We start from the raw sequence: 21299 nt of genomic DNA on the forward strand, positions 1-21299 counted from the left end.
AACTACGGCATCTTAGTCCTCGGTACCAAACAGGCCCAAGTCGAAAGAAAGGTTTTTATCCGCTCCTGTACCCTTTACCCTGATGGCAACGGTATTCTTCCCCTCCCGCAACTGAGCCTTCGCCCCGTCGATGCGCCGCACGGTATAGTGGCCGAAGCCGCCCCCGCCGGCCCTTACGTCCATTGCTATTTGGCCATTCAGGTAGACCACAAAGTCCACCCGCGTATTGATGAACTCGGCAAAGAGGTGATCCGGCACCCGGTCCACAGTGAAGTGGCGGGTCAGGTAGAGGTACTCCTCGGCATTCCAGCCAGTCCCCTTGGGTTGAAAAAAATCGGCGTAGGTGACGAAGGGGCCATTCACCCGCCGCAGTGCGGCATCTTCGGGCAGCTCACCCGTTGTCAGCAAATCACCATCTTCAGACGAGACCATTTCCCACAGGCGGGGTTCCAGTTCCGAAGTAGCCAGAATCGGTAGCCGCCGCGCCGCCGGGGCGTAGAGGGGAGTGAAGAGTGCGGGAGATGTGGTGGTATCCAGCTTCATCACCTTTCGGTCGTAGGTCATCAGGCCGTTCACCTCCCCTTCCACGTCGGTGGTTTGGGTATAGACGGCAGCGGCAAGCCCCTGACTGCGCAGGCCGTACAGCGCCTCGATGAGCTCCCGGAAGCCGGTATCGAGTTCGGCTTGATTGGTAAAGCTCTGGTAGCCCCAGTTGCGCTTATCCCACCACAGATGCTCGGGGACGACGAGGCCGAGTCCGCCAAACTCTCCCAGCACCGAGGCGCGATTTTCTTCGGGGGCTTCCATACCGGGGCCCGGATAAAGGTGCGCATCGTACACGTCTCCTACCCCACGGTCGGTCCAGCCGCTCGGCGCGTCGACCAGCCGGGTCGGATCGTAAGCACGGGTCCAGTCGGCAATACGTTCGGTGTCGTACTGTCCCCAGCCCTCATTGAAGGGCACCCACATCGCGATGCTCGGAAAATTATACAGGGCATCAATCATTTCCCGGTATTCCCGTTCGAAGTGAACGCGATCGGTAAAGGGCTGCTGAGCGTCCCGGGCTGCTTCGGGGGCAACGAAGGAACGGTCGTGAATGTAACCGCTCGGCATATCCTGCCACACTAGCACACCCAGGGTATCGCAGGCGTGGTAGAAGGTGGCGGGCTCGGTTTTGACGTGCTTGCGCAGCATGTTGAAGCCCCACTTTTTGGTCATCTCGATGTCGAACACCATCGCCTCCGGGGTGGGTGCGGTGTAGAGTCCGTCGGGCCACCACCCCTGATCGAGGGGACCGAACTGAAAATAGGGCATATCGTTAAGCAGCATTACCGTATGACCATTGGCGTCCGGACCAAGACTCACCTTCCGCATACCGACGTAGCTGCCCACCTCGTCCAGCTTTTTTCCCGAGCCATCGGTGAGGGTGACGGTTAGCGGATACAGAAAGGGGTCCTCCGGCGACCATAACCGCGCGTTCGGCAGGGGGATTCGCACGGCTCCCGCCCGTGACCCGGCCACCAGCGGCACGGTCTGCCCGGCCACCGGTTGACCGCCTGAACCCCTGATGCTCACCTGGGCGTTCAGGTCGCGGCTCAGGCTGGTGGTGTTAATCTGCAGATCGACGGCCCCCTCATCTACGTTAGGCGTCACCTTCAGTGAGGTGATGTATTCCTGGGGCACCGCTTCCAACCAGACCGTCTGCCAGATGCCGGTGACCGGGGTGTAGAAGATGCCGCCGGGCTCACTGACTTGTTTTCCGCGGGGTTGCAATCCGGCGTCGGTGGGGTCCCAAACCCGGATGGTCAGCTCCTGCGCGCCGCCGCGCCGCAAAAAGTCAGTCACGTCGAAGCTGAACGGCACGTAGCCCCCTTCGTGACCCCCGACAACCCGGCCGTTGACGTACACCGTAGCGCGGAAGTCTACGGCTCCAAAGTGAAGTAAAAGTCGCTCCCCATCCGTCCGCGGCGGTACCGTAAAATTGCGGCGGTACCAGAGGTATTGGTCCTTGCCCACCAGCTTTTTCACGCCGCTGAGGGTGGATTCGACCGCGAAGGGTACCAGGATCTTGCCGTCGTACTTTTTGGGTGCGGTGGTCTGGGCAAGGAGAGTGATCGCGTAATCCCACTTGCCGTTCAGATTGACCCAGTTGTCGCGGGTGAGCTGGGGACGGGGATAGACGTTCCAGGGGGTTTCCTGGCTGACCTCGTCGGTCCAGGGGGTAGACAGTTGAAACTGGAGGACGTTTTCTTCCTGGGCCATCAGTACGGCAGCAGATAAAAATAGGACGGCTAGGAGCCATCTGCGGGAAACCGGCATGGGGGTGCGTTGATCGATAGAAAGTGGTCCGACCAAGTTAATGAACTTCTCTATTTGCCGGGGACATGGGTGCACCGCAATTGATTGGGAGGATAGGCACCCTCGGCTAAACCCACCTCACCCCCTAAGCGTCTACCCGAAAAGAGCAAATGAAGTATTTATTCCTCCCCCTGCTGCTGCTACTGCTCGGCTGCGAATCAAACCAAGAATCCGAACCGACGGAAACTTCAATCGCCGAGGCACCCGCCGACCCCTACGCCGACCGGATTGACGCAGCCACCGAACGCCTTAGCTCCAGCGCCCCCGCCCAAAAGGTCATGCGCGCCATTGAAGCCCACGGCGGACTGGAAAGCTGGTACGGCAACGGACCGCTCTACTACCACTTCAACTACCGGCCACTGGACGACGGAAATCCGCGCGACACTTACGTCACCAACGACTACGTCAACAGCCGCGCGGTACACCAACTGGCCAGTGATACTACCGTTCGCTATGGCTTTGACGGTCGGGATGCCTGGTCACCCGACGGTGATCGCGTGGAAGGTATGAGCCCCCGCTTTTGGTCGCTGACCCCCTACTACTTCGTCGGCCTGCCCTTCGTACTCGCCGATGCGGGCATCAACTTCGAGGAGCTCCCCGCCGCGGAACTGGACGGCACCACCTACGACCTCGTCAAGGTTACTTACGACCAGGGTACCGGCGACGCTTCCGGCGACTACTACGTGCTCTACCTCAATCCGGAAACCGGACAACTTGACGCCCTGCGGTACATCGTCAGCTACCCCGGCTACTTTCCCGACGGCGGCAACACCCCCGAAAAGATCATGAAGATCACCGGTAAGACGAAGGTCGACGGCATCACCCTCCCCACCGGCTACACCACCCACATGTGGAACGACGGCCGGATCAGCGAGCCCGTGACCGACATTACGGTATCCGACTACGCCTACCGTTCCGACCTGCCGGAAACCTTTTTCGACCGCCCCGCGGACGCCCAGGTGTATAGCGACCTTCCGGAATAAGCTGTACGGGAAAGCGGTGCCCCCCCGCGAAAAATTATGACGCGTATCTTTTCCCTCCCGAAAAGATCAATCCAACCACCGTCATGCTCCGCACCTTACTCGCTTCCCTGTTTTTGCTGCTCTCCCTTTTTCCCCACGCGCAGGTTACGGGCGGCGGCGCGCGGGTGCAGGGAAATCCGGAAAAGCCCAATGTTCTTTGGCTCACCATCGAGGATACCTCCCCCCAGTTCATCGGTGCGTACGGGAATCCCGATGTACATACCCCGAACATCGACCGGCTGGCCGCCGAGGGCATTCGCTTCGAACGGGCCTTCGCGCCTGCGCCGGTATGTGCCATCTCCCGCAACGCCCTGATCACGGGCATGAGCCCGGACAAGCTGGGAACCGGCAACCACCGCAGTGCCTACCCCATTCCCGACTTCATCCGGGGGTATCCGGCCTACGTACGCGACCGGGGGTACTATACTACGAATAATGCCAAGACGGACTACAACACCAGTCGGGCCGATGCCATCATCGCCGAATCCTGGGACGAGTCCTCCAACAAGGCCGGTTGGTGGGACCGGGCGCCCGGACAGCCCTTCTTCAGCGTGTTCAACTTCGCGGAGAGCCACCAGTCGCGTACGATGACCCAGCCCCGCCCGTGGTACGAGAAAAATGTGTTGGCTCACCTGCCCGATTCACTCATCACCCACGCCGACGAGCTGGAGATGCTGCCCGTGTACCGCGACTCCCCGGACATGCGGGAGCACATCGCACGGGTCTATAATTCCATCAACCTCATGGATCTGCGGATTGGGGAGATGCTCGATCGCCTCGAAGCCGACGGACTCACCGACAGCACCATCGTCTTCATCTACGCCGACCACGGGGAAGCGGTGCCGGGGGGGAAAGCTACCGCTTCTGGTCTCGGCTACCGGGTACCCTTCCTGATCTGGTTTCCGGAGGCCTACCGCCACTTTTCCCCCTGGGAATCCGGCACCGTAAGTCAGGAACTCCTCACCTTTCTCGATCTCGGTCCGACCCTGATCAGTCTCACCGGCGGTACCGTTCCCGAGTACATGGACGGCCGCGCTGCACTTGGCAATGAAAGAGAACCGGCCCCGGAGTACATTTTCGCTGGCCGCAATCGCCTCGACGAGACGCCCGATCTGGCCCGCTCGGTCACCGACGGCCGTTACCTCTATACCCGCAATTTCTTTCCCCAGTACCCGGCCCAGAAGCCCCAGAAGTACGCCGACGTATCCGATATCGTACAGGCGATCCGTGCCGACGACCGCGCCGGATTGCTCTCCGAACCCCAGTCCCGCATCCTCCGCCCCCAGCCCACCGAAACCCTCTTCGACCTACAGGCCGACCCCTGGGAACGCAATAACCTGATCGACGATCCCGCCCACGCCGGCCGGGCCAAACGAATGCGCGAGGCCGTACGGGAGGAAATTCTGGCGGAGCGCGACGTTCACTTTCTGCCGGAAGTCGCCCTGGCAAAACTTCCTATGCCGTACACCTTCCGCCAGGATCAGAATAGCTATCACCTCAAAAACGCCCTAAAGGTCGCCCTGACCGACCCGGAAACCATCAAGGGACAACGAAAACTCATTCGGGCGCTGCACGACGACGACCAGCTGGTCCGTTACTGGGCCGCCATCGTGCTCGGCCGGGTGCCACCCTCCGCGGATGCTGTCGCTGCTTTAGAAACAGCCCTGACCGACGAGCACCCCACCGTTGCCATTTACGCCGCGGGCGCGCTCGTTCGCCACACCGACAATGCCACGGCAGCCACCGAAGTGCTCCGCACGCACGCGATGGGTGAAGATCCCTACCGCGCCCTCTCCGCCCTCCAGCAGATGCAGTACGCGGGTCCACGGATGCACGATTTTCTCCCCGATTTCCGGGCGAAGCTGAAGCAACTGGATGCCGATCCGGGGGCCGATAAGAACATGGCCTACAATCTGCGGAGCATCGTAGAGACCAGCATATTCCTCCTCGGTGAGGGGCCGAAGCTGACTTACTGACCGTACTTTTCCACCAAGTCGCTGACGCGTTGCATATACTGGGCTACGGCCGGCCGGTCGGGAAAATCGCCGTACCAGTCTAGGTAGCCGCCGCCCTCTCCGCCGCGCACCACGCCTACGTACGGACAGCCGCCATCCGCCGCCAGGGCCGGACAGTCCTCCGTTTTTTCGATCTCGACCAGTCCGCCCATGGGCAGTGCCCGCACCGCCTCGATCACGTCCTGGGGGGCGGGACCGACTACGTTCCAGTTGTTCTCATCGGTAGCAAGGTCATCGCGGTTCAGCCGGTTATCTGGCTCATTGGTGCGTAGTCCCGCGTAGGCATTGCGGTACAGGTTTCCGTCGTGGTAGCGGATGTAGTTCTCGCTGCCCCAGCCGCCCCGGTAGCCGAAAACGGTGGTGGGTAGGGTGCTTTCTTCCTGTTCCAGCATTTCGCCGACTTCTTCTGGTGAGGAGCATGCGCCCAGGAGCAATAGAATAAAGAGGAGGTATGGCATGAGATTTTGGTTTGTTCCGATAATGGAACAATTCAACGGGTGCGCAGGTGCACTATTCACACACCCGTTGGACGGGGTCACCCCGTCCAACGGGTGTGTGAATGCAATGAGCGAACTGTAAAAGAATTCACTAATCAGAAGATGGGCCCGGAGGGAGGGGCACCGAACGCCAAAACTTCGGAAAGTTTCTCACCCCTTCAATGTCATCATCCTGGAAAAGGAAGGGTCGTACGTCCGCCGCGAGCAGATCGAAATCGAAGGGGGCGATGCGTTCTTCGACCAACTGGCGCAGGGCATCCGGTGTTTTTACTCCAAAGCGTAGGTCGAGGTAGTCGTAGTTGAGTCCGCTGCGGTGCAGGATCCACCGTAGGTCGTAAAAGTCCCTCCCCTTCGGTCTTTTTCGGCCGAGGATGGCGGCAATCTTTTGGCTGCCCAGCAGGTCGAGCGGTACGGCCGGCACTTCGGTCTGGATGCCGAAACGGTCAAGGGGCAGGAGACTGCGTTGGTAGGTGAAGTGCTGTTTTTCGGTATCGAGCTTGATCAGCAATTTGGCTTCCCGGTGGCCGCTGAGGTCGTAGTCGTACAGCAGGCCCGGGAATTTAATGCTGCAGTGGTAAGCACCTTTGTAGGCGTAGCGGAGTTCCATCCTGAAGCCGCGCAGTTCCATCTGCCGCTTGATGATGCGGGCGGTTTCCTCAAACTCGGCCCGGTCGAGCCCCACGTTGTCGAAGTCGAGGTCTTCAGAGAAGCGCTCGGTGCCGTAACAGAGCCGCAGGCAGGTGCCGCCGAGAAAGGTGTACTTGTGGGCGTACTTGCAGGTGAAGAGGATGCCGAGTATTTCGTGCTGGAGGTATTCCCGGAGGAGGAATTCCTTTTCAGTGTGTAAAGAATCCGGGTAGTTCCGCAGAATTTGTTCCATTTCAATCATCGGCCGTGACTTCTAGAAGCAAAGCAATACGTTGCATCACTACTTCGGAATCCATTACGTGGGCAAAAAGCATCAGGCGATCGTAGTTTAATTCCTGTATTCCCCATTCATCAAAGCGCATTTCCTCGATCCAGTCGCGGTCGGAAAATAGGGGCTCGAGATATGCAAGGTCCAGTAGCGCCTTTTCGGGGTACGCTATGCTATACTGACTGCCCCGCCAGGGTACGTTCTCGTATCCAAAATATAGCTCGGGCTTAATGGTATGGTATCGGTAGCGGGTATCACCGATCGACACTTCTTTCGTTTTTTTGGTGGATACCGAAATCACTTCGAATACGTGCTCCGGAATGAGGTCGTAATAATCCAGCGCACTATGCAGTGAAACGTAGGACGGTTCGTACAGGCGATTAGCGATCGCGTACTTATCCACTCGCGATTTCACTTTGAACGCATTATTTATATACAGCCCATTCCGCAGCTTTCTCACCAAGTCCTTATCCTGCCAGTACTTGAAGATATTCGGACTGAAGTTCCCGTATCGCTTCCGGATGCTCGCGGGCGTAATGAAAATCTGGTCGTCGGAGGGTGGCGGAATGGCCATTTCGTTTCCTTTCTTCACTAAACGCGTGAAAAAAGGAAATGGTTCCGGATAGCATTGCTGTTTGGAAATTCATTGCTCCGGCGCGCCGCCGCCCTAGTAGGAATGCTCATCCAGTCGCACCTTGCCCCAGAAAGTCTTGTATACAAAGGCCGTATAGCCGATGGCCAGCGGTCCGCCGATGGCAACGAAGGTGAGCATGATGCCGAGCGACTTGTTGGAGGCAACGCCGTTGTACACCGTGATGTCGTTGCCCGCTCCACTGCTGTCGAGAATGATGACCGGATACAGCTCCATAGCGGCCGTGATGAGCAGCAGGCCCACCGTGATCGTACTGAAGACGAAAGCCGGCAGATACTTGCGCTTGCTCACCAGCCGGGGGATGTTGGCAATGGCGAGAATGGCCAGTATCGGCACGCCGAGGAGCAACGGATTTTCCTTCAACCCGTCCGACAGGTGGGGAATGTAGAGCAGCACGTAAAGCGTCAGAATGGCAAAGAGCAAAACGAAGGCGATGATCGACTTCTGCAGCAGCTTATTCACCTTGGCAAAGAGGCGCCCCTCGGTCTTCATGGTCAGGTAGATCGCGCCGTGCATCATGAACAGCGCCAGGGCGGTCAGGCCGACTAAAATGGCGAAGGGGTTGATGAAATTCAGCCAGTCGCCGGAGAACTCCAGGCGATCATCGAGTGGCATGCCCAGCAGCACGTTGCCGAGCACCACCCCCAGTAGGAAAGCCAGCAGGGCGCTGGAGACGCTGTACGACACGTCCCACAAATTCTTCCACCACTGCATCGGTTCCTTACCGCGGAATTCAATGCTGATGGCCCGGAAGATCAGCGCGAAGAGGAACAGCATCAACGGTACGTACATGGCCGAAAACAGGGTACCGTACACCACGGGAAAACCGGCGAACAGGGTACCGCCCCCGATCACGAGCCAGACCTCGTTGCCGTCCCACACCGGGCCGACGGCGTTGAGTGCGATCCGGCGACTCTCCTCCTTGCGGAAGAACAGGTGCCAGGCCCCCGCCCCCAGATCGAAGCCGTCCAGGATACCGTAGCCGGTAAAAACGGCCCCCACCACCAGGAACCAGAGCGTAGGATAATCGATGCCCAGCAGGGAAGAATAGCCGGGGGCGGCGTCGGACTCTCCGCAGGCGGTTAGTAGGAGGGCAAGCGGGAGTAGGTAGAGCAATTTCATCGGTGGGGTGATTTACAGCTGCCCTCCGGCAACCCTGGCGATATTTTCCTGGAGCGGCCGGTCGTCGATGTCGCTTTCGTCGTAGGGCCCGTGCTTGATCTTCTTATTGAGCAGGTAGATGAACAGCGCCAGTAGGATGGCGTAGATAATGGTGAAGCCGATCAGTGAGAAGAGAACCTGATTGGCCGTAACGACACTCGACAGCGCATCGGAAGTCCGCAACAGGCCGTACACCACCCAGGGTTGCCGCCCCATTTCCGCGGTGTACCAGCCAAACTGATTGGCCATCTGCGGCAGCACTACGGCCCAGACGAAAGCCCACAGCAGCCACCGCTGTTCGAACAGCCGGCCCCGCCACCAGTAAAAGACGGCCAGTAGGGTAAGCCCGATCAGGATCATGCCGATAGCAACCATCAGGTGATAAAATTGAAAGACGGCGTTGATCTGCCCCGGCCGGTCTTCCTCGGGAAAGGCGTTCAGCCCGGTTACCGGCGCGTCGAAATCCTGCTCCAGCATAAATCCGAGTCCGCCGGGTATCCCGATTCCGGTGGTAGTCTGCCTCTCCTTGTCTACCCACCCCACCAGGTACAGGTCGGCGGGACCGGATGCGTCGAAGTGCCCCTCCATGGCCGCGAGTTTGGCGGGTTGGTGTTCGGCAACGTACTCCGCGCTGCGGTGACCGGTAAACAGCTGACTCAGGCTGAAGACCGTCGCCACCATCAGGGCGATCTTGAAGGCCTTGCGGGAAAGATCGACGTAGCGACCGCGCAGCAAGTAATAGGCGTGTACGCTTAACACCAGAAACGCGCCGGCCAGGAAAGCACCGATCCACACGTGGGTGAGCCGGTCGACACTGCTGGGATTGAATACCATGGCCCAGAAATCGACGATCTCGGCGCGCGCGTCCAGCCCCTCCCCCACGATCTGGTAGCCGGCCGGCGTCTGCTGCCAGCTGTTGGCCACCGTGATCCAGATGGCCGAGAACATCGACCCCAGAAATACCCCCACCGTAGCGATGAAGTGCACCCGCGAACTCACCCGGTTCCAGCCGAAAAGCAGTACCCCAAGAAAACCGCTCTCCAGCGCAAAGGCGAAGATCCCCTCCGCCGCCAGGGCACTGCCGAAAATATCGCCGACGTAGCGCGAATAAGTGGCCCAGTTGGTGCCGAACTCGAATTCCATCACGATGCCGGTCGCCACCCCGATGCCGAAGGTCAGGGCGAAAATGCGGGTCCAGAAGCGGCACATGGTTTCGTATACTTTCTGCCCCGTTCGGAGGTACAGACCTTCCATGATTACCATCAGCAGACCGAGCCCGATGCTCAGCGGCGGATAGATGTAATGAAAGGAGATGGTGAAGGCGAATTGTAGTCTGGCGAGTATCTCAACGTCCATTTCCGGCGATTTACCCTCCAAATTAAGTAGGCCGTAAGCCAAGAACAAGTTGTCACGCCTTGTTTAGAACGGGTATACATTTTGTGGATAATTCAACCATTCCGGGACCTTTGGGCGGGTACGCAGGTACAAAGTAAGTCGAATGGAGCAGGGGTGTTTGGTACCTTCCGAATGTGATCCGGGTCACGGTATGCGGGATGGACAAGGGTTAATTTTGCGCTTAGCCGCTCCGAATCGCGGAACGCAAAGACCACCGACTATGCTTACCGAAACCGACCTGGGCCTCACCGACCGCCTGGCCCTCGACCGCACCCACCTCGCTAATCAGCGTACCCTGCTGGCGTATACCCGGACGGGCATTTACTTCGCGTTTACGGGGGCGGGTGTGCTGTTCATTCTGCAGCAGCCGGCGGTCAACTGGATCGGCTGGCTGGCCATCGCCATCGGGATCGTGATCGCCACCATCGGACTGATCAATTACCTGCGGATGAAGCGGCGGATCGGTCGGCTCTACCAGTAGCGGCGGCCTTTAGCCGCCTGGCTGTTTTGGTTGGTGTTTTGGGTAGCGCCGTATACCGGTCCGACGGCTATAGCCGTCGGACGGGGTGACCCCGTCCGGCATTTCAAAGCACCGACGGCTTTTGGAGGCCGAGTAGCGGCGGCCTTCAGCCGCCTGGCTGTTTTGGTTTTATAGGCAGCGGGACGGCTGAAGGCCATCGCTACTGGCGAGTAGCGGCGCACTTCAGTCGCCTGGCTGTACCGGTTTTGCAGGCAGCGGGACGGCTGAAGGCCGTCGCTACTGGTGGGTAGCGGCGGCCTTCAGCCGCCTGGCTGTTCGGGTTTTACAGGCAGCGGGACGGCTGAAGGCCGTCGCTACTGGCGAGTAGCGGCGAGATTTAGTCGCCTAGCTGTACGGGTTCTATAGGCAGCGGGACGGCTGAAGGCCGTCGCTACTGGAAGTCGTTTACGGCTTCGCTGAGGTCGAAAATGTCCGTTTGTCCACTCAATTCGGCGGCAACGATGCTCGATCCCGCCGCAGAGCGGTAACCGCCGGCGCAGTGGACCACTATTGGCTTATCCGTTGGGATTTCGCCGGTGCGGTCTGAGAGTTCGGGCAGGGGAATGTTGAGGGCGGACGGGAAGTACTTGCCCTCCTCGACCTCACTGGCGTTGCGGATGTCGACAATGGTAAAATCTTCGGGAGACTCCCGGAAGTGGTCCATATCAATGGGCTTCATGGAGGCCTCGGAAGAAGATTCCCGCTGGGGGAAGGCCGCAGCGATGAAGGGCTCGTAGCCGATCTTGGCGGCCTTGCGGATGACCGTGTCTAGCGTCTCTTCGTCCCGGGCGACGAGGTAAAAGGGCGTTTCCGGCGCGACCAAAGAACCGAGCCAGGTCTCGAATTTATTCCCCTCCTGGATATTGATCGCACCTTTCAGGTGACCGAGCTTGAAGGTGGCCTCCTCCCGGGTGTCGATAATGACGGCGTCTTCCTTTGATTCGGGGGTGAAGCCGAACTCCTCGCGGCAAACGGCCCGCACGCTCTCCTGCATAGAGGGAGCTCCCCGCTTATTGAGGTCCACGTCGTAAGGAAAGTACTTCGGAATGAAGGGCTGGTCGGCGAGCAGCCAGTCGACGAACGCATCTTCCGTCATGGACTGCAGGGCCGGATTCTCCCGGCGCTCCTTACCGATGGTGCTGCTTTTTTCGTCGCTCATCCCCTTACCGCATAGGCTACCGGCACCGTGGGCGGGGTATACCTCGACCTCATCGTCGAGCGGCATCAGCTGCTCGCGCAGGCTGGAATACATGGCACGGGCCAGTTGTTCTTTCTTACTATCGGCGTTGCCACCGGATTCCCGCAGATCGGGCCGGCCCACGTCGCCCACGAAGAGGGTATCGCCGGTGAACACCGCTAGTTGTTTTCCTCCGGCGTCGCTGAGGAGGATCGAGATGCTGTCGGGAGAGTGGCCGGGGGTATCGAGTGCCCTGAGGCTATGGTCGCCGAGCGCAAACGTTTTGCCGCCGTCGAAGGCCCGGTGGGTATACCCCGCTCCAACCTTGCCGCTGACCAGTATGGGGGCTCCGGTCGTCTCGTGCATTTCCAGGTGGGCGGAAACGAAGTCTGCGTGGGGGTGGGTTTCGATGATGCCGATCAGTTCGGCACCGGTCTCTTTCAGATGGTCGTAGTAGGGCTGAGGGTCACGGGCCGGATCGATTACCACCGCCTGCTTGCCGACCGTGATCACATAGGAGGCGTGCGCCAGTCCGTCGTCGAAAAATTGCTTGATGTTCATGGATATATTGTCGGTGTACGGGTTTCTCCGCACTGCTTTTTGTAATTTACACGGGACCCGCGTGCCCGCCCAAGTGATGGTTAGTGGGGCAGGCGATCGCGCAGCACGCCGTAGGTGTAAGTGCCCAGCGTGGCGCTGATGATGACAACGCCGATCATCAGAATGCCCTGACCGAGCAGGGTGAACATGGGTCCGGGACAAGCACCGGTAAGCGCCCAGCCCAGTCCGAAAATGATGCCGCCGTAGAGGTAACGGGGCACACTCATTGCCTTGGGCTCGAGGCGCCAGTCGGTACCGTCGACCGTCTTCCAACCCAGTCGTTTCGCCAGGAAAATGCCGATGGCACCGACCACCACCGCCGTACCGATGATGCCGTACATGTGAAAGCTTTCGAAGCGGAACATTTCCTGGATACGGAACCAGGATACGGCCTCGGATTTCGTCATCACGATACCGAAGAGGATCCCGATGAGGAGGTAAGTCAGGTAGCGCATGGTCTTAAAATTGAAGGATGAAGGGAAGCAGGACCCAACTCATGAGCAGGCCTCCGATAAAGAAGCCGACAACGGCAAGCAGGGAAGGCAACTGTAAGTTAGCCAGGCCGCTGATCGCGTGCCCACTGGTACAGCCGCCGGCCCACCGAGCCCCGAACCCGATCATAAAGCCGCCGATGACCGCCATGGTAAAGCCACGCAGGGTGAAGAGCTCGTCGATGGTAAACAGCTCGGCGGGCAGATAGGAGGTGAAACCCGGCGTGCTGCCCGGAGCCGCAATGCCCACCGAGCGCAGGTAATCGACGGTCTCCGCGGAAACGGTTACTGGCTCCGAATTAGGAATCACGAAGTACGCGATGAAGCCGCCGATGACGGCCCCCAGGATGAAAACGAGGTTCCACCGCTGAGCCTTCCAATCAATATCGAAGAATTTGTGCCGCTCCCCCGCCCCGGCAATGGTACAGAAGGTGCGGAGGTTGGACGACACTCCGAACTGCTTGCCCGCATAGAGCAGCATGAACATCACCAGGGCGATCACCAGTCCGCTGACGGACCAGTGCCAAGTACCGGAAATGAGGTTTAGCATAGTTCTACATTGATTGACGCCGCGGTGGAAAGTCATCCACGCGCGGCATCTGAAGGTTAAAATGAGAGATCACCTGGTCATACACAAAGGTGAGCGCGACCGGGGGTAATTCCCGACAAAGTTCGGAAGCCGGGAAGGCAACATCCGTGATGTAGATCACATAAGGCAGATTAGTTATTCGGCAGCGATCCTGACGCTGTTCCGCCCCAGTTTGATCGTCCCCTTGCGCTCGAGTCCCTTGAGTAAGCGAGACACCGCTTCCCGGCTCACGTTGAGGTCGTCGGCAATCTCTTGGTGGGTGGTGCGGATGGTGCGATCGTCGGTAATGGATGCCCGGCGGCCGAGATAATCGAGCAGACGGTCGTCGAGCTGATGAAAGGTCACCTGATCGATGGTGGTGATGAGCTCACTCATTCGCCGGTCGTACGACTGCAGCACAAAGTTTTTCCAACTCGTATAGTGCATCATCCACTCGTCCAGCTTACGGGGCGGCAGGCCCAGCATGGAGGTGGGTTCTTCGGCTACGGCCCGTATCTCGCTGCGCTTCTCCGACATACAGCAGGAGAAGGTCATGGTACAGCTGTCGCCACGAGTCAGATAATACAAAAACAGCTCACTGCCGTCGTTGGCCAGTCGGCTGATCTTGATCGTTCCGGAGAGGATAAGCGGAAGCATGCGAATGTACCCGTCGTAGTCCATCATCATTTCCCCCTCGGCAAAGTGATGAATGCGTCCCTCTTCGGCGATGGCTTGCTGAAGGGCGGGCTCGCTGAACTGGGGAAAATGCTGGCGGACTTCCGCGGTGGTAAGTTGGTTGGCGGGCATAAACATTGGATTGCCTCCCTTTAACACGCAGCGCTCGGAAATGTCTTAGCCCGTGGCCGGACGACCGATTCTTGTGCGCTATTAGGATTTTTCCGTACATTAGGAAGGTCACTTAAGGCCACGATCATGAACCTACGCGCTACAGTCAGTTGGATATTATTGCTCGCTCTACCCCTTCTCTCAATGTCCCCGCGCATGATGGCGCAGGGAGACATGGACGGGGCGATGGAAAGGCCGGCTCCCGTCCTGCTGCGGGAGGGCGCTCAGCTCAGTTTTCAGTTCGTTTCCGGGGATACGGAACCCGATGCGGACATGGTGCAGGACGGCAATTCCATGGTCTACTTTCTGGAGGGCGAACGCGGCCGTCACGAAGACATGAACCTGAAACTGACGGTGTCGCCCGATACCAATACCATGTCGCTGGACGACGACACCAGCGACAGCGAGCTGGATGCCGACTACGTTGTGTTCGAAACGGGAAAGGAAGTGAAGGAGGACTGGCTGCGGCCGGGAACGATCTTCGGTTTCCACCACATTGCGCTGAAACCCGATGCCGACAAGGCGGAGTTTGAGAAGTTCATTCGCAACGTCTGGTCGCCTACCCAGTCCGATGCCCTTCCGGATTCCAAGATCATTTTCCTTAAGAGCATTCGCGGCGACCGCGCCGGTGAGTACAGTTTCGTGTGGATCATCGACTCCGAAGAGACGCGCGATTACTACTTCCCCGAATCGGGCGTCCCCTCTAAGATGTACACCGAATTTGAAAAGGGCTGGAGCTGGATCGCCGCCGACGATCAGATGGGCAAATTCGTCTCTCCCGACACGGAAGAATTCACGGACTACGTAGTGCGGTAGGCGGCAAAGCATTCGGGCGGGGCCGCAGGAGCAATGTCACTACGTCAACGGCAAACAGCAGGGGCTGCAAATCTCTCAATCAGGGTATCCGTAGGGTTCAATAGCCCGCGGGGGCTTGGCCCGGCACGGTCGCCGGCCTATACTTGAGGCATGGCATAACCCTTGTCGTTTAATGTGAATGTAATGCTCGCACCGAGGTCCGGCCCAAGCGACCGCGCCTCGGTGCCTTTTTAATTGAATCGGTATGACCCACCGCCCACTCTGGTTGCTCCTTCTGGTTGTACTGTGGTCAGAATGCGGATTGTCGGCACAGGAGACCCGCCCCAACATCATTTTCATTCTTACGGATGACCTGGGTTACGGCGACCTTGGGAAATTCTACCAGGACACACGCCCACCCGAGCGCCGCTTCGATACGCCCCACCTCGACCGTATGGCCGCAACCGGGATGATGCTTACCGATCATTACGTTAGCGGCCCCGTCTGCGCGCCCTCGCGTGCTTCCTTCCTCCTCGGACTCCATCAGGGCCACGCTCAGGTAAGGAACAATCAATTCGATAAGGAATTGCCCGACGGTCTTAACGTCGCTAGCCTGCTCCGCGGTGCCGGGTACCGGACGGTCCACGTGGGCAAATACGGACTGGCCGGCCTGAAGGGTTCCGACCTCAACGCGCATCCCCTGCGGCGGGGCTTCACGGATTTTTACGGCTTCCTGCACCACGTCGACGGCCACGAGCACTACCCACGCAACGGGACAACCGAAAAAAACTCCCTGGTAGTTGATGGGTATGAACCCATCACCCAGGGCACGGAAAAGACCTATACCACCGACCTCTTTACCGCCCGCGCCAAGGCGTACCTGATCGAACAGCAACGGGAACGCGCCGGGCAACCGATGTTCCTGTACCTCGCGTACGATACGCCCCACAGCAAACTACAGGTGCCGACCGGCCCCTACCCCGAAGGCTCCGGACGGGAGGGCGGATTGGTGTATACCGGCCCCGATGACCCCGTCACGCCCCACGTCAATACGGCCAGGGGAGAGATCGACAGCTACATCCACCCCGATTACCGGGATCAGGACTGGCCCCACAAAGAAAAGGTGTTTGCGACCATGGTCCGCCGTATCGATACCGCCGTCGGTGACCTGCTGCAACTACTGGTCGACCTCGGGATCGACGACAATACCGTCGTAATCTTCAGTTCCGACAATGGGCCCCATAATGTGAATGGGCAGGATCCGACGTGGTTCCGTTCCTACGGCCCCTTTTCCGGCACCAAACGCGATATGTACGAGGGGGGCATCCGGGTACCCACCGTGGCCCGCTGGCCCGACCGTATCGCTGCGGGTTCGGCATCCGGTGAGCCCGTAGGCAACTGGGACTGGCTGGCCACCTTTGCCGACCTGGCCCGCGTACCCGTACCGGCCTATACCGACGGAAAATCGCTGGTGCCGATCCTTACCGGTGACCGGGCGGCACTGGCCCGAGAATACCTGTACTGGGAGTACTTCCACCGTGGCTCTACCCCGGCCTATGGCGACTTCTCCCCTACTGCCCGCGATCGCCGCCGTGGCGAGATGCAGGCCGTACGAATCGGCCAGTACAAAGGAGTACGATTTGACGTGCGGTCGGCCGACGATCCCTTCGAGATATACGACCTGACGGCCGACTCGACCGAAGCCACCGATTTGGCTTCCCGCATGCCAGAACTGGAGCAGCGAATGAACGAGATCAGTCGGCGGGGGAGGATACCCGACACCAGTGCCGTGCGCCCCTACGATATGGCCCTCGTTCGTCCCATTACCGATCTGACTGACCTGCGCACGGGAGCAGTCCGGCGGGTGTATGCTACTGACGGTCGGTGGGTACCCGCCATGCCCAATTACGGAAGCGAAGTTATGGTCGTCGATCCTGACTCTACCGATAGTATTACGGCTGATCTAATTCCAGGAAATGCCTACGAGTGGGTAGCTTACTTGCAGGTTCCCGAAAGTGGCGCTTACTCCTTTGCGCTGGAGAGCAATGGGCCCGCTTACGTTCGCTTACACAACATTCACCTGCTGCACGACGCGTCGCCCCTATCGTCGGAGTCTGCTGCCGCGCGTGTTTATCTGGCTGCCGGTTCGCACCCGATTACCCTCCGGTTTGAGGCACCGCCGATGATTCCGGCACAGTTTACCCTCCGTTGGACGGTGCCTGGTGCTGCGCCGGTAACACTCCCGCTTCGCTCGCTTAGTTACACCCCCGAACTGATCGATCACCCGCCCCCGCGCTGATACAACTTCTTCGACATGCTCCCTTGTTTCCGGTCCCTCTCTGTGCTATCTCTGTTATTCTGTCTGGTGAGCTGCGCCACCCGCCCGGAGCTGCCGGCTCCCGCACCGGACAAACCGAATATCGTATTGATCGTAGCCGATGACCTGGGGTGGATGGATCCCGGTTTCATGGGTAGTACGCTTTACCATACGCCGAACCTCGACCGGCTCAGTGAACAGAGTGTACGTTTCACCAATGGATACGCCGGAGCCGCCAACTGCGCCCCGAGCCGGGCAGCCATGATGACGGGTCGCTACGCTCCCTACAATGGGGTATATACTGTGAGCCCTTCCGATCGGGGCGACGAGCGGACCCGACGGCTCGTTCCGACCGAGAACAACGACGTTCCAGCCGACTCCCTGGAGCTCCTTTCCACTTACCTGCAGCGCAACGGCTACCGCACCGGTCACTTCGGCAAGTGGCACCTGGGTGAGGATCCAACTACTCAGGGCTTCGATATTAATGTAGGGGGCAGCATAAATGGGGCTCCCCGGGGGACCTATTTCAGCCCCTACCGGATCTCCTACATCGAGAACGGGCCGGAGGGAGAATACCTGACCGACCGCCTAGGCACCGAAGCCATCGACTTCCTCCGGGAGGCCGGGTCCGAGCCGTTCTTTCTGTACCTGCCCTTTTACTCCGTCCATACGCCCATTCAGGCACCCGATACCACCGTAGCGCGGTACCTGCAGCACGACAACATCAGCGACAAGCAGCAGGCCACTTACGCCGCCATGGTGGAGATCCTGGACCGCAACGTCGGCCGGCTGCTCGATGAGCTGGACCGGCAGCAACTTTCCGAAAACACCATCGTGATCTTTACCTCCGACAATGGGGGCATCGACAAGATCAGCGACCAGGCGCCGCTGCGGGCGGGGAAGGGGGCCTACTACGAGGGGGGCACCCGCGTACCCCTATTGATTCGGTGGCCGGGCAAGATCGCCCCGCGCCGGGATTCTACGCCGGTGATCAATCTGGACTTCTACCCCACCCTCGCTACCCTAGCCGGACTTCCGGCACCCCGTAGCGAACTTGATGGAAGTGACCTGAGCGACCTACTGCTGCACCAGCAACCGCTGGCCGAAAGAACGCTCTACTGGCACTTTCCTATCTATCTCCAGCGGTACCGGAAAACCGGGGCGGAAAGTCGCGATCCCCTCTTCCGGACCCGGCCGGGCACCACCCTGCGGCAGGGAAAGTGGAAGTTGCACGAATACTTTGAGGACGGGGGCGTGGAACTTTACGACCTCACTTCCGATCTCGGCGAATCGCGCAATCTGGCGGAGGAGGAACCGGAGATCACGGACCGCCTTCTCACCCAGATGCGGGAGTGGCGGCGGCGTACCGCGGCTCCCGTACCCGATGTACCAAATCCGACCTTCGATGCCGATTTCGAACGGGAAGCAATGCGTAAACTGGAGGAAGTCACTGTTGACATTGATACCAACAACGGCCATGAGCTGGAGCGGGGCAGCAGCGGTTTCAATGTCCGTATTGCCGATAAGGTCTGGAGCTACACCCACCCCGATTTCCGGGAAGCGGTACGGCTCACCCAACCCGGCTGGCTGCGGTTCTTTAGCGGAACCATGGGGGATGCCTTCAACTCGGCCACCGGTCTGTACGATAAGGATTACGCGCTGATGATGGATCACCAGAAGCAGTACTTCACCGGTTACGCATTCACGGCCATGAAGGGACCGCACCACATCTCCGACCTGAACGACCTGCTGGGGGAGAACGGTGCCAAACTCGTCGTGACCATCAATGGCTTTACCGAAAGTCCCGAGGTGACCCGCGAGCTGGCCCGTTTCTGCAAAAATCACCACATCGAGGTCGTAGCCTGGCAGTTCTGCAACGAGCCCTACTTCTATGTACCCGCCCGCGACCGTTACTGGTGGAACGACGGCTACGACTACGCCCGCAAGATGAAACCGCACGCCGACGCCATCCGGGATGTGTTCCCCGAGGCTAAACTGGCCCTGAATTTTACCTGGGACGGCATCTGGGATTTTGCCAAGGAGATCAATCGCTACCAGCGGGAGGAAGGCGCGTACTGGAACGTCTTTTCCAAGCACTCCTACGCCCCCCACGTGGGTAAAACAGAGGACTACGAAGCAGCCTACCACCGCGCCAATACGGTGCTGCCTAAAGTGACCAGCCCGGATGCAATGAAGGAGATTGAGGAATACACCGAAAAGGACATTCCCCTCCTGATCACGGAGTTCGGGGTATGGAACCGGGGACTAGGAGAGATACAATCGTCGATCTACGTCGCCGAATACACCCTGCGCCAGCTCGCCCACTCCAATGCCTGGTACATCGGCAGCCACGAGATCAGCAGCCGGGCCCAACCCATCAACAATCGGAAGCAGGAGCTGCTGGCCGCCTGGGAAGCGGGGACTCCCCTGGAAACGGACTCCCTCCGCACCGGCGTGCGCCTCCACCCCCGCGGCAAGGCACTGCGTCTGGTACACGAGGCGACCAACCGGACCGACTTTACCTGGGATACCGAATTGGATAACGGTCCTACCGTATCCGGTATGAAGGGAATAACGGTGCCGGGCACCTATGCCCGCGCCTTCCGCGGTACGGGGGAAAACGACTATCTCCTCCTTACGAATCGCTCCGCCGAACGCCGCCCCCTGCGTCTGCTGCTCGATGGGAAGCAACTGAGTGGCAAGGTCCGGCGGCAGTACTTCAGCAGCCCCGATGCCGCGGCGGAAGACTTTCCCATTCTTGAAGACGAAATTCCGGCCGACGAGCTGGAGCTGCTGCCCAACAGCGTCATGCTCGTGTCCTGGAAAAACGAGCGGGCCAGTTTGCCCACCCCTACCCGCATTTATCGAGTTGAGAACGGGAGAAAGAGTGTCTTACTCACCTGGGCTCCGGTGGAGGAAGCGACCGGTTACCGCATCTCCTATCGTGCGGAGGAGGGGGCCGAACGGACGATCGAGGTAGCTGCACCGCAGACTACCCATACCGTCAATGATTTGGTAGCAGGAGAGCGCTACCGGTTCACCGTGGCATCGCTGAACGGAAACGGCACTGCACCTGCGTCCCCGCCCGTAATCCTACGCCAGCAACGGCCGGAACGGCCTGCTTTCTTCCAGACGGCTACCCGCGACACGACCATCACCGTACAGTGGAAAAGTGTTGCCGACGCCGACGGCTACCGGGTGTACGCAACGGATGAAACTACCGGTAAAACCGAAACATTCGATGCCGGTCGTGCCTTCGGCTACCGCATTGAAGACCGGGAATACGACCGACCCTACCGCATCACCGTAGCGGCCTACAACGGCTGGGGCGAAGGAGCCGCCTCGGAACCGGTCACGCTTACTCCCCGGGAGGACCTTCCCCTGCCCGCCCGGAACATCTCAGCAACGGAAAGAGAGGACGGCACGGTGTTGCTGCGCTGGATCAGTCAGGATGAGGACGTGCGCTTCCGGGTTTACCGGGGTGATGCGCCATATGAGTACCGCCCACTCGCGGAAGGCATCGCTGATACCTTCTACGTCGACAATAGCCGGGCGGCGGGCCGGGAATACTACTACACCGTCCGGGCCTACAACGATGCCGGCGAATCCAATCGCTTCCCCAATGTGGCCACCGTAATCGAGCGTGATGCGGCGGTCAACGTGACCATTGCGGACGTGCAGGAAATGGAAGATGGGACGACTACCGTTAGAGTTGCCGTCGAGGGAATCGTGATCGGGGGTAAGTCGGCGGCGGGTGTCGCCCTGAGTGACGTGACTTACCTGAACGTGGAGGAGCGCATTCTGGCGGCGACGACCCGACAGCCGGAGCGGGGGCAGTTTACCGTTCGCGTACCGGCCGATCGACTTGAGGCGGGAAAGACGTATGCCGTGCGGGCGTTTATTGATGGTCCCGACGGGCGGGTGTTCAGTGATCCGCCCTACCGAATTACGGTGAGCAAGCGGTAAAGA

The 21299-nt window shown here is 59.4% G+C and carries 16 protein-coding genes; 6 read left to right on the forward strand and 10 right to left on the reverse strand.

Translation table 11 applies throughout. The features are described 5' to 3' along the window. Positions 1-12: 12 nt before the first annotated feature. Positions 13-2262 carry a glycoside hydrolase family 2 protein gene (locus GGR28_RS13610; RefSeq protein WP_221233894.1) on the reverse strand — a complete coding sequence of 750 codons (2250 nt, stop codon included), beginning with the start codon at positions 2260-2262 and terminating at the stop codon, positions 13-15. A 206-nt stretch (positions 2263-2468) separates the two neighbouring features. Between GGR28_RS13610 and GGR28_RS13615 the strand changes: the two genes are divergently transcribed. Next, the gene (locus tag GGR28_RS13615; RefSeq protein WP_183496359.1) at positions 2469-3341 is read left to right on the forward strand and encodes a DUF6503 family protein; all 873 of its coding nucleotides are present in this window, start codon (positions 2469-2471) and stop codon (positions 3339-3341) included. Between the two features lie 83 nt (positions 3342-3424). Further along, on the forward strand, positions 3425-5356 hold the full coding sequence (locus tag GGR28_RS13620; RefSeq protein WP_183496360.1) for a sulfatase-like hydrolase/transferase: 1932 nt from the start codon (positions 3425-3427) through the stop codon (positions 5354-5356). On the opposite strand, the gene GGR28_RS13625 is transcribed toward GGR28_RS13620, so the two are convergent. The 5 genes from GGR28_RS13625 to GGR28_RS13645 form a co-directional block, all read right to left on the reverse strand. Next, positions 5350-5853, reverse strand: a complete 504-nt coding sequence (locus GGR28_RS13625; protein WP_183496361.1) for a hypothetical protein — start codon at positions 5851-5853, stop codon at positions 5350-5352. The two genes, GGR28_RS13620 and GGR28_RS13625, sit on opposite strands and share 7 nt — an antisense overlap. Positions 5854-5983: 130 nt before the next feature. Further along, complete coding sequence (locus tag GGR28_RS13630; RefSeq protein ID WP_183496362.1) at positions 5984-6781, reverse strand: nucleotidyl transferase AbiEii/AbiGii toxin family protein; 798 nt, start codon at positions 6779-6781, stop codon at positions 5984-5986. Next, a complete protein-coding gene (locus GGR28_RS13635) occupies positions 6774-7400 on the reverse strand; it encodes a type IV toxin-antitoxin system AbiEi family antitoxin domain-containing protein (RefSeq protein WP_183496363.1) in 627 nt (208 codons plus the stop codon). Before GGR28_RS13635 ends, GGR28_RS13630 begins: the two co-directional genes overlap by 8 nt. Before the next feature lie 75 nt (positions 7401-7475). Then, a complete protein-coding gene (cydB, locus tag GGR28_RS13640; protein ID WP_183496364.1) occupies positions 7476-8582 on the reverse strand; it encodes a cytochrome d ubiquinol oxidase subunit II in 1107 nt (368 codons plus the stop codon). Between the two features lie 12 nt (positions 8583-8594). Continuing rightward, on the reverse strand, positions 8595-9977 hold the full coding sequence (locus GGR28_RS13645; RefSeq protein ID WP_183496365.1) for a cytochrome ubiquinol oxidase subunit I: 1383 nt from the start codon (positions 9975-9977) through the stop codon (positions 8595-8597). A gap of 259 nt (positions 9978-10236) precedes the next feature. On the opposite strand from GGR28_RS13645, the gene GGR28_RS13650 reads away from it, so the two are divergent. Beyond that, a complete protein-coding gene (locus tag GGR28_RS13650) occupies positions 10237-10497 on the forward strand; it encodes a DUF202 domain-containing protein (protein ID WP_183496366.1) in 261 nt (86 codons plus the stop codon). A 430-nt stretch (positions 10498-10927) separates the two neighbouring features. Here GGR28_RS13650 and GGR28_RS13655 read toward each other — a convergent pair whose 3' ends face one another. From GGR28_RS13655 to GGR28_RS13670, 4 genes are all read right to left on the reverse strand, one after another. After that, a complete protein-coding gene (locus tag GGR28_RS13655) occupies positions 10928-12274 on the reverse strand; it encodes an MBL fold metallo-hydrolase (protein WP_183496367.1) in 1347 nt (448 codons plus the stop codon). A gap of 80 nt (positions 12275-12354) precedes the next feature. Beyond that, positions 12355-12768: a DUF6691 family protein gene (locus GGR28_RS13660; RefSeq protein ID WP_183496368.1), complete on the reverse strand. Its 414-nt coding sequence runs from the start codon at positions 12766-12768 to the stop codon at positions 12355-12357. Positions 12769-12772: 4 nt separating this feature from the next. After that, positions 12773-13354, reverse strand: a complete 582-nt coding sequence (locus GGR28_RS13665) for a YeeE/YedE family protein (RefSeq protein ID WP_183496369.1) — start codon at positions 13352-13354, stop codon at positions 12773-12775. A 174-nt stretch (positions 13355-13528) separates the two neighbouring features. Then, a complete protein-coding gene (locus tag GGR28_RS13670) occupies positions 13529-14179 on the reverse strand; it encodes a Crp/Fnr family transcriptional regulator (protein WP_183496370.1) in 651 nt (216 codons plus the stop codon). Between the two features lie 183 nt (positions 14180-14362). Between GGR28_RS13670 and GGR28_RS13675 the strand changes: the two genes are divergently transcribed. From GGR28_RS13675 to GGR28_RS13685, 3 genes are all read left to right on the forward strand, one after another. Beyond that, a complete protein-coding gene (locus tag GGR28_RS13675; RefSeq protein ID WP_183496371.1) occupies positions 14363-15034 on the forward strand; it encodes a hypothetical protein in 672 nt (223 codons plus the stop codon). 244 nt (positions 15035-15278) lie between these two features. Then, positions 15279-17312, forward strand: a complete 2034-nt coding sequence (locus tag GGR28_RS13680; protein WP_183496372.1) for a sulfatase-like hydrolase/transferase — start codon at positions 15279-15281, stop codon at positions 17310-17312. Positions 17313-17354: 42 nt separating this feature from the next. After that, complete coding sequence (locus GGR28_RS13685) at positions 17355-21296, forward strand: sulfatase-like hydrolase/transferase (protein WP_221233895.1); 3942 nt, start codon at positions 17355-17357, stop codon at positions 21294-21296. The last annotated feature ends 3 nt before the right edge of the window (positions 21297-21299 follow it).

It is taken from the genome of Neolewinella aquimaris, assembly GCF_014197245.1.
GTDB classification, from domain to species: Bacteria; Bacteroidota; Bacteroidia; order Chitinophagales; family Saprospiraceae; genus Neolewinella; species Neolewinella aquimaris.

Bases quoted from the DNA above. Each gene is read 5' to 3' on its own strand.
- GGR28_RS13675 (WP_183496371.1), top strand. From the start codon at position 14,363: ATGTCCCCGCGCATGATGGCGCAGGGAGACATGGACGGGGCGATGGAA.
- GGR28_RS13625 (WP_183496361.1), bottom strand. From the start codon at position 5,853: ATGCCATACCTCCTCTTTATTCTATTGCTCCTGGGCGCATGCTCCTCA.
- GGR28_RS13615 (WP_183496359.1), top strand. From the start codon at position 2,469: ATGAAGTATTTATTCCTCCCCCTGCTGCTGCTACTGCTCGGCTGCGAA.
- GGR28_RS13665 (WP_183496369.1), bottom strand. From the start codon at position 13,354: ATGCTAAACCTCATTTCCGGTACTTGGCACTGGTCCGTCAGCGGACTG.
- GGR28_RS13630 (WP_183496362.1), bottom strand. From the start codon at position 6,781: ATGATTGAAATGGAACAAATTCTGCGGAACTACCCGGATTCTTTACAC.
- cydB (WP_183496364.1), bottom strand. From the start codon at position 8,582: ATGAAATTGCTCTACCTACTCCCGCTTGCCCTCCTACTAACCGCCTGC.
- GGR28_RS13680 (WP_183496372.1), top strand. From the start codon at position 15,279: ATGACCCACCGCCCACTCTGGTTGCTCCTTCTGGTTGTACTGTGGTCA.
- GGR28_RS13660 (WP_183496368.1), bottom strand. From the start codon at position 12,768: ATGCGCTACCTGACTTACCTCCTCATCGGGATCCTCTTCGGTATCGTG.
- GGR28_RS13610 (WP_221233894.1), bottom strand. From the start codon at position 2,262: ATGGCCCAGGAAGAAAACGTCCTCCAGTTTCAACTGTCTACCCCCTGG.
- GGR28_RS13620 (WP_183496360.1), top strand. From the start codon at position 3,425: ATGCTCCGCACCTTACTCGCTTCCCTGTTTTTGCTGCTCTCCCTTTTT.
- GGR28_RS13670 (WP_183496370.1), bottom strand. From the start codon at position 14,179: ATGCCCGCCAACCAACTTACCACCGCGGAAGTCCGCCAGCATTTTCCC.
- GGR28_RS13655 (WP_183496367.1), bottom strand. From the start codon at position 12,274: ATGAACATCAAGCAATTTTTCGACGACGGACTGGCGCACGCCTCCTAT.
- GGR28_RS13645 (WP_183496365.1), bottom strand. From the start codon at position 9,977: ATGGACGTTGAGATACTCGCCAGACTACAATTCGCCTTCACCATCTCC.
- GGR28_RS13650 (WP_183496366.1), top strand. From the start codon at position 10,237: ATGCTTACCGAAACCGACCTGGGCCTCACCGACCGCCTGGCCCTCGAC.